Raw genomic sequence first — 13,534 nt, 5'->3', positions numbered from 1 at the left:
CTGATAATTTGAACAGTGTGAATAATCCGGCCGAAATGGTTGTCCCCAGAGTCCAGGCAGCTATTGCCCACGCGTTCGGCGAGGAGTACCGCCAGACGGATCCGGTGATCCGGCCCTCGCAGTTCGCGGACATCCAGATTAACGCCGCTATGGCCCTCGCCAAGAAAGTCGGCCTGCCGCCCCGCGACGCCGCGGCCCGGATCGTCGAGGCGCTGGACCTCGACGGCGTCTGCAGCCTGGTGGAGATCTCCGGACCCGGCTTCATCAACCTCACCTTCGACGGCACCTGGATCGAGGAGCTGCTCAACACACCGGCGCCGGCGGACAGCCGGCCGGAGCCGCTGCACCGCGTCGTCGTCGACTATTCCTCCCCGAACGTGGCCAAGGAAATGCACGTCGGACACCTGCGCACCACCGTGGTGGGGGACAGCATCGTGCGCGTGCTCGAGGCGCTGGGCCACACCGTGATCCGGCAGAACCATATCGGCGACTGGGGCACCCCGTTCGGCATGCTGATCGAGCACTGGCTCGAGGTGGGCGAGGACTCGCCCGAGGCCGCCCTGCTGGTCGATGACCCGAGCGCCTTCTACCAGGCCGCGCGGGCGAAGTTCGACGCCTCCGCCACGGACCCGGACGGCTTCGCCACCCGCGCCCGGCTCCGCGTGGTGGCGCTGCAAGGCGGGGACCCTGAGACGTTCGCGGTCTGGCAGCGGCTCGTGGCCCAGTCGAAGCGCTACTTCAATGCGATCTACGCGATGCTCGGCATCAGCCTGACCGACGACCACATTGCCGGCGAAAGCTCCTACGACGCGCACCTGGCACAGCTGTGCCAGGAACTCGAGGAGCGCGGCATCGCCCGGATCAGCGAAGGCGCGCTCTGCACCTTCCCGGCCGGCTTCACCGGGCGGGACGGCGATCCGCTGCCGCTCATCATCCGCAAGTCCGACGGCGGCTACGGCTACGGCACCACCGACCTCGCCACGATCCGGTACCGGGTCCGCGAGCTCGAGGCGGACCGGGTACTGTACGTCGTGGGCGCGCCGCAGAACGTTCACCTGCGGATGGTCATGGCCACGGCCCGCGACGCCGGCTGGCTGCCGGACACGGTGGAAGCCACCCACGTCCAGATCGGCAACGTGCTCGGCGAGGACGGCAAGATCCTCAAGTCCCGCGCCGGCAACCCGGTCAAGCTGATGGCGCTGCTGCAGGAGGCCGTGGACCGGGCCCGCGCCGTCATCGACGCCAGCCGGCCCGAGCTCAGCGACGCCGAGCGGGCGGTCACGGCCCGGCAGGTGGGCATCGGCGCCGTCAAGTACGCCGACCTCTCCACCGGGCACGACACCGAATACGTCTTTGACTTCGACCGGATGCTGGCGCTGACCGGAAACACCGGCCCGTACGTCCAGTACGCGGCCGCCCGGATCCGCTCCATCCTGCGCAAGGCCGGGGCCCTGGACCAGCACCTCGACGGCGCCGCCGCGTCGTCCGCGCCGCCCGCGGCGACGATCGCCGTCGTCGACCCCGCCGAACGCGCACTGGCCCTGCACCTGCTTGAATACGACGCCACGCTGCAGAAAGTCGGCGAACTGCTCGAACCGCACCGGCTGTGCGCCTACCTGTTCGAGCTCGCGCAGCTGTTCACCTCCTTCTACGACCAATGCCCCGTGCTCAAGGCCGACGAAACGGTCCGCGAATCGCGGCTGGCCCTGTGCGGACTGGTCCTGCGGCGGCTCTCCAGCGGCCTGGAGCTGCTGGGCATCGAGACGCCGGAGAACATGTGAGCCCGTCCGGGGAACCGGCCGTTCCTGCTGCGGGCGGCGGGCTGGGGGCGGTTGAGGCCGCGCGGGTAGCCGTCGCGGCCCTGATCGGCTCGGGGGTGCGCTACGTCGTGGTGGCCCCGGGGTCCCGTTCGGCGCCGATGGCCTACGCCCTGGCCGAGGCCGACGCCGCCGGCCGGGTGGAGCTGCTGGTCCGGATCGACGAACGCGACGCCGGCTTCACCGCGCTGGGCCTGGCCTTGGCCACTGGTGCCCCCGCGGCCGTGCTGACCACCTCCGGCACCGCCGTCGGGAACCTGCTGCCGGCCGTGATGGAGGCCAACCACGCCGCCGTACCCCTCGTGGTGCTTTCCGCTGACCGGCCCGAGGAACTGCGCGGCACCGGGGCCAACCAGACCACCGTGCAGCCGGACCTCTTCGGTGAGCATGTCCGCTTCGCCGTCGACGTGCCCGCGGGCGACAATCCGCTCCGCGCCGTCGAGACCGCGTTGAGCGCCGCCACCGGCGCCTTCGCGGACATCCCGCCCGGGCCGGTGCAGCTGAATCTCGCCTTCCGCGACCCGCTGGTCCCGGCCGCCGGCGACGGCCTCGGTGAGGCGTCCGGCCGCAGGATCCACCAGGCAGCCCGGCATCCGCTCGCCCTGGATTTCCCGGCCGCGTCCGGGGCGCTGCCGGAGCGGCGCACCGTGGTCCTCGCCGGGCACGACGCCGGCCCGGTCGCCGAGGCGTTCGCCCGCGCCCACGGCCTGCCGCTGCTCGCCGAACCCTCCTCCAACGCCAGGTTCGGTCCGAACGCGGTGGGCCCCTACCGGCTGCTGCTGGAGCACTTCGGCCCGGAGTCCGCCCAGCCGATCGAACGGGTTGTGCTGTTCGGCCGCCCCACCCTGTCCCGGCCGGTGTCGGCCCTGCTCGCCCGCGCCGACATCCCGTCCGCCCTCTACCAGCCCGTTCCGGTGGCCTGGTACGAGCCCGGCCGCCGCACCGAACTCCCGCTCGAGACCCTCGCGGACCTGGCCGACTTCGCCGGCCGGGGCCCGGCGTCCTGGCTCGACGCCTGGCTGCTGGCCGGTGCCGCCGCCCAGCACGCCCTGGACCTGGTGCTCACCGGTCCCGCCGCCTCCGGCCCCGCCGTAGGCGCCCTGGTCTGGGAACACGTCCGAGGGCAGCTCGTGCTGGGCTCCTCCAATGGGATCCGCGACGTCGACCTCGCAGGCGCCCCGCCGCAGGAGCCACAGGCCACGGTCTTCGCCAACCGGGGCCTGGCCGGGATTGACGGCACCCTCGCCACGGCCACCGGCATCGCCGTCGGCGGCCGGCAGGAAACCACCGTACTGCTGGGCGACGTGACCTTCCTGCACGACGCCGGCGGGCTGCTGCTGGGCGCAGGGGAGTCCGTGCCGGCGCTGCGGATTGTGGTCCTAAACGACGCCGGCGGGGCCATCTTCGGGCTCTTGGAGCACGGCGCCGTCGAGCGGACCGGCCGCTACGGCAGCGCCGTCGAGCGCCTTTTCGGCACCCCGCACACGGTTGACCTTGCCGCTCTCGCCGCCGCGTACGGCGTCGCGCACCGCGCGGTCAGTACGACGGCGGACCTCGCCGCGGCACTCGCGGAGCCCGTGGTGGGCCGCAGCGTCATCGAAGTGCGGACGGACCGCCACAGCCTCCGGGAGCTGCACGGGCGCATCCGCACTGCCGTATCCGCCGCCGTAGCCGGGGTCCTGGGCCGGTAGCACCCGGTTTCCGCTACGAAAAAGGACAGCCGCTACGTGGAGATCCACGTAGCGGCTGTCCGAAATCGGTGCGGAAAGAATTTACTCCGCGATGTCGATGTGCGTCGGGTCGAGCACGCGCCGGAGGAATTCCTTAGTGCGCGGCTGGGTGGGGGCACTCACGACTTGCTCAGCCGCGCCTTCCTCCACCACGACGCCGCCGTCCATGAAGACCACGCGGTCGGCGACTTCGCGGGCGAAGCCCATCTCGTGGGTCACCACCAGCATGGTCATGCCTTCCTTGGCCAGGTTTCGCATGACGGCGAGCACGTCGCCCACGGTCTCCGGGTCCAAGGCCGAGGTGGGCTCGTCGAACAGCATCAGTTCGGGATCCATGCTCAGCGCCCTGGCAATGGCCACGCGCTGCTGCTGGCCGCCGGAGAGCTGGTCCGGGAACCGGTCCGCGAGGTGGTCCAGGCCCACGCGGGCCAGGTTCTTCCGGGCCACGTCTGAGGCGTCGGCCTGGCTGCGCTTGAGCACCTTGGTCTGCGCGATCGTGCAGTTCTGCAGCGCGCTCAGGTGCGGGAAGAGGTTGAACTGCTGGAACACCATGCCGACCTTGCGGCGCATCTTGTCGATGTCCACGTCCGGGTCGGTCGACTCGAAACCGCCGACGTGGATGGTGCCCACGTTGGGCTTCTCCAGCAGGTTGACGCAGCGCAGCAGGGTGGACTTGCCGGAGCCGGAGGGCCCGATCAGGCACACCACTTCGCCGGGAGCGACCTCGAGGTCGATGCCCTTCAGCACCTCGTTGGCGCCGTACGACTTGCGGAGGTCCTTGATGGAAACCCCGGCGGCCTGGATCTGCTTCGCGGCAGCCGATGACGTTGATTCAGTCATGGTGAGTCCTAGCCCTTCGTCTTGGCGGTACGGGATTCAAAGCGGCGGGCCAGAATTCCGAGCGGAACGGTGATGATCAGGTAGCAGGCGCCGGCGATCACCAGCGGGGTCAGGCCGGCGTTGGGCTGCGTGATGCCGTCGCGGCCGAACTTGGTGAGTTCGTACTGCGACGCTGCCAGGCCCAGGAGGTAGACCAGGGAGGAGTCCTTGGTGAGCAGGATGACCTCGTTGGTCAGCGGCGGCAGGACGATCTTGAACGCCTGCGGAATGACAATCGAGACCATGGCGCGCCAGTGGGGCATGCCCAGCGAGCGGGCGGCCTCGAGCTGCCCCTTCGGCACGGCCTGCAGCCCGGCCCGCAGGGTTTCGGCGATGTATGCCGCGGCGACCATGCCCAGGGCGAGCATCACGGTGACGTAGATGTCGAAGCGGACGCCGAACGCCGTCGGGATGCCGAAACCGAAGGCAATGAAGACCAGCAGGGCCGGGACGCCGCGGAAGAACTCGATGTACAGCGTGGCGATCCAGCGCCACACGGCCACCGAGGAGAGCTTCATCAGCGCCAGCAGCAGGCCGCCGGAGAGACCCACCACGAAGCTCAGGGCCGTGTAGATCAGAGTGTTTTTCAGCGCCAGGGTGATGATCTCCGGGAACTGCTTGACCGCGGAATCCCAGTTGAAGAACGCCTTGCCGATGGAGGCCCAGTCGGCGAAGAGGATGAACAGGACGACGGCGAGTGCCAGCAGTCCGTACTGAACGGACCGGCTGACGCGGGCCCGTTGGCGAACAGTCATTGCCATGTGATTTGCCTTTTACATGTTGCGGGGCGGTTCCGGGTCAGGCGCCGGCCGGAGCCAACTACTGATCCGGAACCGCCCTGCTGTGGTCGGTCCGGGCGGGTGGGTTACTTGGCGGCTTCGCCGAACCAGGTGGTCTTGAGCTTGGTCGTGGTGCCGTCGTCGGCAAGGCGCTTGAGCGTCTTGTTGACGGAGTCGGTCATGGCCTTATTGTCCTTCTTGATCGCGACGCCGAGCTGCTCGCCGGTCTTGTAGGTTTCGGCAAAGACCAGGCTGCTGTCGCCCTTGGCCGCGAAGCCCAGCACGGACTGGTTGTTGATGGCAGCGTCCACGCCGCCGGTCTTGATCGCCTGGATCAGCAGGCCGGTGTTCTCGTACTGGATGGTCTCCAGGCCCTTGGACTTGGCGTATTCCTCGCCGGTGGTGCCCTGCTGGACACCGACCTTCTTGCCCTTGAGGTCGGCCAGGGTCTTCAGCCCGGACGCCTTGGTCACGAGCAGCGAGAGATCGTCGTCGAGGTACGGGGTGGAGAAGTCCATCACGGTCTTGCGCGCATCCGTGATGGAGAGGCCCGAGATGGCGACGTCGCACTGGTTGGTGTTCAGGGCCTGGCCCGACTGGATTCCTTCGAACGCCACGGTCAGGACGTTCGGCTCGACCTTGAGATCCTTGGCGATCTCGGATGCCAGATCCATGTCGAAGCCGACGTTCTTGCCGTCCTTGACGAATTCGAACGGCTCGTAGGGGATGTCCGAGCAGACCGTGAGCTTGCCGGATTCGATCAGCTTGACGCCGGAATCGGTGGTCGTCGAGCCGCCGGACGTGCTGCAGCCGGTCAGGGCAAGGGCGCCGACGGCCACGAGGGCAGCCGCTTTGGCCGCGGAGCCGGCCAGGAAGGAACGGGAGATCAGCATTTCTTTACCTTTTGTTGCAGGGGCATGCTTGTCCAAAACGGCTTTTAGTCTATCGCCGAATAAGAGATGTGCATCACAGGAAACTTAGTTTCACTATTGGATAACTAATTGCCGGCAATTATCAAGAGGCCGCACCCGGCGGCTGTCTGTGATTACGGATTCCGGCGCGGGCCCCGGCGGCCCGTCCAGGCCGCCCGTCAGGGAGGGGTGCTAGCTGCTGATGCCGAGGGATTCCAGCATCGGCCGGAACTTGGCCCAGGTCTCTGCCAGTTCGGCTTCGGGCACGGAGCCCTCGACGACGCCGCAGCCGGCATAGAGCCGGACGGTGTCCGGGCCCTCGATGACCGCGCCGCGCAGCGCGATGCCCCACTCGCCGTTGCCGGCGGCGTCGAGCCAGCCGACCGGGCCGGCGTACGGGCCGCGGTCCAGGTGCTCAAGTTTGCGGATGAGGGCTCCGGCCACGGTGGTGGGGGTGCCGCAGACCGCGGCCGTGGGATGCAACGCGTTGATCAGGGCAAGGCAGGTGGGCACATGGCCTTCCACCTCGGTGAGTTCGGCCTTCACGTCCGAGGCCAGGTGCCAGACGTTCGGCAGTTCCAGGATGAACGGCTCGCTGTGCGCGTTCATGGCCTCGGAGAAGGGCGCCAGCTGCGTCGTGAGCGACTGGATGGCGATGTCGTGCTCATGCCGCTGCTTCTCGGACCCGGCCAGCACGCGCTCGGCAAACTCCAGCGGCGAGCCGGCCATCCCCTCGGCGTCGCGCCGGTCCAGGGTTCCGGCCAGGACGCGCGCCTGCGCCGTCCGGCCCTCGACCTGGATCAGCATTTCGGGGGTGGATCCCACCAGCCCGTCGACCCCGTAGGTCCAGCATTCGCGGTATCGGACCGCAAGCTGGCGCAGGATCTCGGCGGCGTCCACGCCGTCGGGCAGGGTGGCGACAATGTCCCTCGCCAGGACCAGCTTCTCCAGCGCTCCGGTGCGGATTTCGGCGACGCCCTCGGCGACGGCGGCCATCCAGTCCGCCTCGCTGAGCGAGCCGGTGCTCAGCTTGGCTTCCCGCCCGGCCGTTTGCACGGCCGGCGACGCCGGGTCGGCCTGTTGCACGGCCGACGACGCCGACGCGTCGTCCGAGGAGGCGCCGGCCCCGGGTGCGGCGCTGTCCACGTCCAGCCAGCGCCGCAGGGCGGCGCGGGCGCCCGCCTCGGTGAGCTCGCCGTCGTTGAACGTGAGCTGGGTGAGCCAGGCTTTGCCGTCGCGCAGGCCCACCACGATTTCGGGGACGATCAGCCGGGAGGCGTGTTCGGAAACTTTGGAGAAGGCGAAGGAGCCGAAGGCCACCGGGCCGGTGCCGGGGCAGCCGACGGCGTCGGTAATGTCTGCCTCGAGGACCAGGTGCCGCCACCAGATGTCCGCCTCGAGGAACCGCTCGGGGCCGGTGGCGCTGAACCGGGCCACCTCGCCGAAGCCGACCAAGCCGGCCTCGCGGCGGGTCCAACAGAGTACGTCGTCACGGACCAGAAACGACGGCAGCCCCCCGGGGAACGAATCTGCATCGAGGGGGACTGTCAGTGTCCTGATAATTCTGGTACGGAACGCGCTCGTCATGATGAGATAACACTACTCCCGCCGCGCGCCGCGCCCCGGCCCGCCCGTGGTTAGGGGGTGCGTCGAAGATTTGAGACAATAACGGGGTGAACCGAGCATCCTTGGATAAGCGTCCGGACGAAGTAGCCACGATGTTTGACGACGTCGCCCCCAAATACGACGTCGTCAATGACGTCCTGTCCATGGGACAGACGCGCCGCTGGCGCCGGGTCGTCGTTGAAGCCATGGATGTGAAGGCCGGCCAGCGCGTGCTGGACCTGGCCGCCGGAACCGGCACTTCCAGCGAGCCGTACGCCGACGCCGGCATCGACGTGATTGCCTGCGATTTCTCGCTCGGCATGCTCAAGGTCGGCAAGCGCCGCCGCCCGGACATCGATTTCATCGCCGGTGACGCCACCCGCCTGCCGTTCGCGGACAACACCTTCGATGCCAGCACCATCTCCTTCGGCCTGCGCAACGTCAACGAGCCCAAGAAGGCCCTCGCCGAGATGCTCCGGGTCACCAAGGCCGGCGGCCGCCTGGTCATCGCCGAGTTCTCCCAGCCGGTGGTGCCGCTCTGGCGGACCATGTACACCGAGTACCTGATGCGCGCGCTGCCCGCGATCGCCGTCAAGGTCTCCTCGAACCCGGACGCCTACGTCTACCTCGCCGAATCCATCCGCGCCTGGCCGGACCAGGACCACCTTGCCGCCTGGCTGCAGGAAGCCGGCTGGGAGTCCGTCACGTACCGCAACCTCAGCGGCGGCATCGTCGCCGTCCACCGCGCCCAGAAGCCCGCGGGTCCGGCTGCCGGTCCGGCAACCGATCCTGCCTCGGGCGCGAAGGCGCTGGCCAACCACACCGGCCCCGTGGCCAAGCTGCGGCGCAACATCACCCGGCCCGAACGTTAGCTGACAGCTGCCGTGAGAGTACTGATCGTCGGGGCAGGTCCGGCCGGATCCACCGCCGCGTTCTACCTTGCCCAGGCTGGCCTCGACGTCACGGTGCTGGAGAAGACGAGCTTTCCGCGGGAAAAGGTCTGCGGCGACGGGCTCACCCCGCGCGCGGTCCGGGAAATCCAGAAGCTCGGCCTGGCGCACCCCGAAAGCGAGGGCTGGCGGCGGAACAAGGGCCTGCGGCTAATTGCCGGCGGCCGCACCATCGAGCTTCCCTGGCCCGAAGTCGCCGACTTCCCTCAGTACGGCCTGATCCGCACCCGGCTCGGCTTCGACGAGGAACTGGCCCGGCACGCGCAGTCCGCGGGCGCCGTCGTCCTGGAACGCCACAGCGTCACCGAGGCGCTGCGCTCCGAGGACGGCCGCGTCACCGGCGTCCGCGCCGCGCTGCTTGACGACGCCGGCCGCAAGACCGGCGAAACGCGGGACTTCAGCGCCGACGTCGTCCTCGCCGCGGACGGGAACTCAACCCGCACCGCCGTCTCGCTCGGCATCCAAAAGCGCGACGACCGGCCCCTGGGTGTGGCCGTGCGCACCTACTTTACGAGCCCGCGGCACGACGACGACTGGATGGAAGGCTGGCTGGAGCTTCCGGGCCGCGACGGCAAGCTGCTGCCGGGCTACGGCTGGGTGTTCGGCGTCGGCGACGGCACCTCCAACGTGGGCTTGGGCATCCTGAACTCCTCCAAGGAATTCGGCAAGCTGGACTACAAGCAGGTGCTGCGCGAGTGGACCGCCGCGATGCCCTCGGACTGGGGTTTCACGCCGGAGAACCAGGTGGGCGAGATCCGCGGCGCCGCGCTGCCGATGGGCTTCAACCGCACCCCGCACTATTCGCCGGGCCTGCTGCTGCTGGGCGACGCCGGCGGCATGGTCTCCCCGTTCAACGGCGAGGGCATCTCCTACGCCATGGAATCGGCCCGTTTCGCGGCCGAGTTCATCATCGACACCGCGGCGCGCTCCGCCTCGGCGGGCTGGAGCGGGGCCGACGCCGACGCGCACCTCGCCGGCTACGCGGACTTTGTTCGGCAGCAGTGGGGCTCGCACTTCACCCTGGGCCGGGCCTTTGCCGCCGTGATCGGCAGGCCGGCCGTGATGAAACTGGCGCTCCGGACGGGCATGCCCCTTCCAGTGCTGATGAAGTTCGTCGTCCGGTTGCTGGCCAACCTGACCGACCCCTCGGCCAGGGGGATCGAGGACCGGATGATCCGGGTCCTGGAAGCCTTGGTCCCGGCCACCTCCAATACCCGGCCCGTTCCAGACTCAAATCCGCGGATTCCGCAACAAAAAGTTAGGGTTAACCCGTGACCAACTCTGCAGACCAAAGCTGGACGCACGCCGGACACGGCCTGCCGGGCTCCGAACCCAGCCTCAACACCACCGCCATCGCCACCGGCCTGCAGCTGCCGGCCGGTTTTGCGGCGATCGCCGGGGACCCGGAACTCGGCCCGGCCATCACCACGAACCTCGCGCGCGTGGAGAAGAAGCTGCGCGAGGCCATCGCCAACTCGGATCCGCTGGCTGACGCAACGTCGCGCCACCTCGTGGAGGCCGGCGGCAAGCGCATCCGGCCGCTGCTGACCCTGCTCTGCGCCCACCTGGGCGACGCCTCACTGCCGGCCGTGGTGCAGGCCGCCGTCGTCGTCGAACTGACGCACCTGGCCACCCTGTACCACGACGACGTGATGGACTCCGCCCCGTTCCGCCGCGGCGCCCCCACCGCGCACGAGGTCTGGGGCAACTCCGTGGCCGTGCTGACCGGCGACCTCATCTTCGCCCGGGCCTCCATCCTGGTCTCCGAGCTCGGTTCGCGGGCGCTCGGCATCCAGGCCCGCACCTTCGAGCGGCTCTGCCTGGGCCAGCTGCATGAGACCGTGGGGCCGCGCCCGGACGAGGACCCGGTGGCGCACTACCTTTCCGTGATCGCGGACAAGACCGGTTCGCTGGTGGCGGCGTCCGGCCAGCTCGGTGCGATCTTCGCCAACGCCGATCCGGCCTACGAGGCGCTGCTGGTGGAGTACGGCGAGAAGGTCGGCGTCGCCTTCCAGCTCGCCGACGACGTCATCGACGTCACCGGTGTCAAGGTCAAGTCCGGCAAGTCCCCGGGCACCGACCTGCGCGAGGGCGTGCCCACGCTGCCGGTGCTGCTGCTGCGCAAGGCGGCGGCCGACGGCGACCAGTCCGCTGTGGAGTTGCTGCAGCTCATCGACGGCGACCTCAGCTCCGACGAGGCCCTCGCCGCCGCCGTCGCCGGGCTGCGCGAACACCCCGTCACCGCCGAGTCCTGGGTTGTGGCGCGGTCCTGGGCCGACGAAGCCATTGCCGCCCTCGCGCCGCTGCCCGGGGGTGTGGTCAAGGATTCGCTCACCAGCTTCGCGCACGCCGTGGTGGACCGCAGCAGCTAGCGGTCATGGCGGCGGGTCCTCCCGCCTGAGTCTTAAACCGGAATGGCCCCGGTTCTTCACAACGTTACGAGTCGTCCGTTGTGCGGAACCGGGGCCATTTCTCCGTTCGCATCAGATTCACCGGAGGCATTTGGTGAACCCACGAACAACTTTATGACAGTTGTGTCATATTGTCTAGTGATTCTGTAAATTGCCTGTCACGGATTTGCCGGGTGTTGGGGCGTGGAACTCTCAACTGTTTTGGGCGCCGCGGACGTCGAACGGCCGGCAAGTCGCGCCGACCCGCCGTCGGGCGCCTCCGAACCCGGGGAGAATCCGCCCGGGACTTGTCCACATAGCAGCCGGGCAGCCTCCCCGCTGTGGGTGTTGGCAGCTCTGCTGGAAGCGTGGATGTCACGACGTACATGAAATTTGCGGGCTCCGTCGCACGGACTGGAACGCTGCTTCAGGCTGGGTTCTCGGAACGGAGTATCCGCAACTCGCTTACTTCCGGGGAAATACTGCGGTTGCGCCATGATGTAGTTGCGTTGCCGGGTGCGGCGCCGGACCTGGTGGCCGCGGTTTTGGCTAATGGCATGCTGTCCTGTGTCTCGGCGGCGGGACACCACAGGATCTGGAGACTCCACGAGCCGGCGCGGCTGCACCTCTTCTGCCGCCACGGTTCGGCCTCCGGTGTGGTTGTCCACCGAGGCAGTGTGCTCCCGCCGGAGTTCCCGCGACCCGTGGCTGGGCTGACGGATACACTGTTGCACGCCCTGCGATGCCGGCCGCCCATGGAATCCGTGGTCATGGTGGAAAGCGCACTCCTGCAGGGTCGAACCACTCTCGAATATCTCAGAGGGCATCTTCCCGGCAACCGGAACGGTTCAGCGCGGGCGGCGCTGGAATTGGTGGACGGTTCGGCGGGATCCGCGATCGAAGTTGTAGCCAGGCTCCTGTTCCGGAGCGAAGGGATCTTCACGCAGACCCAGGTGGATCTCCCGGGGATCGGGATCGTGGACTTCCTGCTGGAGGGATTCCTCATTGTGGAGATCGATGGAAGCACACATTTGGAAGCCCGGCAGGTGAAGAAGGACCGCGGGCGGAACAATGCAAGCACCCTGGCCGGGTACGCGGTGTTGAGGTACGGGTATCAGGACGTTGTTTTCAACCCGCAGAAGATCGTCGCGGAAGTCTGGCAGGTGTTACGCGGAAGGGTCGTCCGCTGAGTTTCCCCACCTTTCGGCGGCAACCGCCGGAATCAACCGGCGATTCTGCGCAACACGCCGGCCGGCCGGCTCAAACGTGGGGAAAGTCCGCGCCCCGCGGCTCGGGGAGGGCCTCTCTAGTCCTCGTCCTCTTCGTTGAAGGCCCACTCGAACATGTCGAAGACGAATTCGGAGAAGGTGCCTTCCTCACTCTTCCACTGGCCGCGGGCGTTGTTGCGGCGGTACACGATCGGGTCCGGGACGCTGAGGTCGCCCACACGGAAGCCCCAGGTGAATTGTTCTTCCTCGTCCTCGAGGAACATCAGGAAGCCCTCGTCGTCGACCTCAAGCTCTTCGGGGTCCCAGAAGTAGTGGTAGGCCTCCATGAGGTCCTCGCAGCCGCCGAGGGCCAGGTAGAACTCCCGCAGGACCAGCGGGACCTGGAATTGGTGCTCGGCCAGGGCCGCATCGAGCTCGTCTGCCGGCAGCCCGTCCTCTTCCTGCCATTCGTCTTCGAGATACTTCGGAACTAGCGCGCGGAACTTCTCGAGGAACATGTCAGTCATGCTCTTATCCTAGCTAATCCTTAGGGCCACTTTCGGCCGCGTCCAGGCCCAGGCGGTGCCAGCCGCGGACCGCCAGCGGCACGTACCAGTGGCGCCGCCAGGCGGTTACGCGGAAGGCGAAAACCACGGCGGCCACCGCACTCGCCGTCACCGCGGTGAACACCCCGGTGACGGACAGCGCCACCGTCAGCGCGGCCCCCGCGAACGCCGGCAGGGCATAGATGTCCTTGGGGTCAAAGAGCTGCGGCACCTCGTTAGCGGTGATGTCCCGGAGCAGGCCGCCGCCCACCGCCGTCGTGACGCCCAGGAGCACCGCGGCCACGGGGTGCATGCCCGCGGCGAGGGCCTTCAGGCTTCCCGTGATGCAGAACAAGGCCAGCCCGCCGGCGTCGAACAAGACCAGCAGCGAGGTGAAACGCTGGACACTGGAGAAGAGGAAATACACCAGCACCGTCGCCAGCAGCGGGGGAGCGAGGTACGCCGGGTTGGTGAAGGCCGCCGGCGGGCCCGCGTTGATGATGATGTCGCGGATGACGCCGCCGCCCAGGCTCACCACCGAGGCCAGCAACAGGGACCCGACTATGTCGAACTGCTTCCGGGCCGCGAGCAGCGAACCGGAGACCGCGAAGAAGAAGACGCCGGCGAGGTCCAGCCAGACCATAACGAGGCTAAAGGAGAAGGTCATGGGGCGTCCCGGTCGGTTGCAGGGGGGGCGGATAGGGCGGCTCCAAGGTTACG

The 13,534-nt window shown here is 68.3% G+C and carries 12 protein-coding genes; 6 read left to right on the top strand and 6 right to left on the bottom strand.

All coding sequences use genetic code 11. The features are described 5' to 3' along the window. Positions 1-35 precede the first annotated feature (35 nt). Positions 36-1,781, top strand: a complete 1,746-nt coding sequence (gene argS, locus HNO80_RS03205) for an arginine--tRNA ligase (protein ID WP_217500525.1) — start codon at positions 36-38, stop codon at positions 1,779-1,781. After that, entirely contained in the window at positions 1,778-3,508 is a 1,731-nt protein-coding gene (menD, locus tag HNO80_RS03200; protein ID WP_175321323.1) for a 2-succinyl-5-enolpyruvyl-6-hydroxy-3-cyclohexene-1-carboxylic-acid synthase, read from the top strand. Before argS ends, menD begins: the two co-directional genes overlap by 4 nt. 81 nt (positions 3,509-3,589) lie before the next feature. On the opposite strand, the gene HNO80_RS03195 is transcribed toward menD, so the two are convergent. The 4 genes from HNO80_RS03195 to HNO80_RS03180 all read right to left on the bottom strand — a co-directional run bounded on the left by HNO80_RS03195 (position 3,590) and on the right by HNO80_RS03180 (position 7,703). Beyond that, positions 3,590-4,387 (bottom strand): amino acid ABC transporter ATP-binding protein, encoded by a 798-nt coding sequence (locus HNO80_RS03195; RefSeq protein ID WP_175321393.1) that lies wholly within the window; start codon positions 4,385-4,387, stop codon positions 3,590-3,592. Positions 4,388-4,395: 8 nt separating this feature from the next. Beyond that, positions 4,396-5,187, bottom strand: coding sequence for an amino acid ABC transporter permease (locus HNO80_RS03190; protein WP_056737689.1), 792 nt, complete (start codon positions 5,185-5,187; stop codon positions 4,396-4,398). A gap of 104 nt (positions 5,188-5,291) precedes the next feature. After that, positions 5,292-6,098, bottom strand: a complete 807-nt coding sequence (locus tag HNO80_RS03185; RefSeq protein ID WP_175321392.1) for an ABC transporter substrate-binding protein — start codon at positions 6,096-6,098, stop codon at positions 5,292-5,294. Positions 6,099-6,308: 210 nt separating this feature from the next. After that, a complete protein-coding gene (locus HNO80_RS03180) occupies positions 6,309-7,703 on the bottom strand; it encodes an isochorismate synthase (protein WP_175321391.1) in 1,395 nt (464 codons plus the stop codon). An 86-nt stretch (positions 7,704-7,789) separates the two neighbouring features. On the opposite strand from HNO80_RS03180, the gene HNO80_RS03175 reads away from it, so the two are divergent. The 4 genes from HNO80_RS03175 to HNO80_RS18130 all read left to right on the top strand — a co-directional run bounded on the left by HNO80_RS03175 (position 7,790) and on the right by HNO80_RS18130 (position 12,251). Then, the gene (locus tag HNO80_RS03175; RefSeq protein ID WP_349627184.1) at positions 7,790-8,593 is read left to right on the top strand and encodes a demethylmenaquinone methyltransferase; all 804 of its coding nucleotides are present in this window, start codon (positions 7,790-7,792) and stop codon (positions 8,591-8,593) included. A gap of 12 nt (positions 8,594-8,605) precedes the next feature. Further along, the gene (locus HNO80_RS03170) at positions 8,606-9,946 is read left to right on the top strand and encodes a geranylgeranyl reductase family protein (RefSeq protein ID WP_175321390.1); all 1,341 of its coding nucleotides are present in this window, start codon (positions 8,606-8,608) and stop codon (positions 9,944-9,946) included. Next, the gene (locus HNO80_RS03165) at positions 9,943-11,043 is read left to right on the top strand and encodes a polyprenyl synthetase family protein (RefSeq protein WP_175321389.1); all 1,101 of its coding nucleotides are present in this window, start codon (positions 9,943-9,945) and stop codon (positions 11,041-11,043) included. Before HNO80_RS03170 ends, HNO80_RS03165 begins: the two co-directional genes overlap by 4 nt. A gap of 386 nt (positions 11,044-11,429) precedes the next feature. Further along, entirely contained in the window at positions 11,430-12,251 is an 822-nt protein-coding gene (locus HNO80_RS18130) for an endonuclease domain-containing protein (RefSeq protein WP_217500520.1), read from the top strand. 116 nt (positions 12,252-12,367) lie between these two features. On the opposite strand, the gene HNO80_RS03155 is transcribed toward HNO80_RS18130, so the two are convergent. Together HNO80_RS03155 and HNO80_RS03150 are read right to left on the bottom strand one after the other, a co-directional pair. Continuing rightward, the gene (locus HNO80_RS03155; RefSeq protein WP_175321387.1) at positions 12,368-12,796 is read right to left on the bottom strand and encodes a hypothetical protein; all 429 of its coding nucleotides are present in this window, start codon (positions 12,794-12,796) and stop codon (positions 12,368-12,370) included. Between the two features lie 13 nt (positions 12,797-12,809). Next, entirely contained in the window at positions 12,810-13,481 is a 672-nt protein-coding gene (locus HNO80_RS03150) for a trimeric intracellular cation channel family protein (RefSeq protein ID WP_175321386.1), read from the bottom strand. Between the last annotated feature and the right edge of the window lie 53 nt (positions 13,482-13,534).

It is taken from the genome of Arthrobacter sp. C9C5 (assembly GCF_013359735.1).
Taxonomy (GTDB): Bacteria; Actinomycetota; Actinomycetes; order Actinomycetales; family Micrococcaceae; genus Arthrobacter.
The sequence above is the reverse complement of the archived record's forward strand: the minus strand, read 5'-3'. Positions and strand labels throughout refer to the sequence as shown.

What these genes read in the sequence shown, in the direction of transcription:
- argS (WP_217500525.1), top strand. Translation starts at nt 36, where the DNA reads ATGGTTGTCCCCAGAGTCCAGGCAGCTATTGCCCACGCGTTCGGCGAG.
- HNO80_RS03195 (WP_175321393.1), bottom strand. Translation starts at nt 4,387, where the DNA reads ATGACTGAATCAACGTCATCGGCTGCCGCGAAGCAGATCCAGGCCGCC.
- HNO80_RS03190 (WP_056737689.1), bottom strand. Translation starts at nt 5,187, where the DNA reads ATGGCAATGACTGTTCGCCAACGGGCCCGCGTCAGCCGGTCCGTTCAG.
- HNO80_RS03185 (WP_175321392.1), bottom strand. Translation starts at nt 6,098, where the DNA reads ATGCTGATCTCCCGTTCCTTCCTGGCCGGCTCCGCGGCCAAAGCGGCT.
- HNO80_RS03180 (WP_175321391.1), bottom strand. Translation starts at nt 7,703, where the DNA reads ATGACGAGCGCGTTCCGTACCAGAATTATCAGGACACTGACAGTCCCC.
- HNO80_RS03155 (WP_175321387.1), bottom strand. Translation starts at nt 12,796, where the DNA reads ATGACTGACATGTTCCTCGAGAAGTTCCGCGCGCTAGTTCCGAAGTAT.
- HNO80_RS03150 (WP_175321386.1), bottom strand. Translation starts at nt 13,481, where the DNA reads ATGACCTTCTCCTTTAGCCTCGTTATGGTCTGGCTGGACCTCGCCGGC.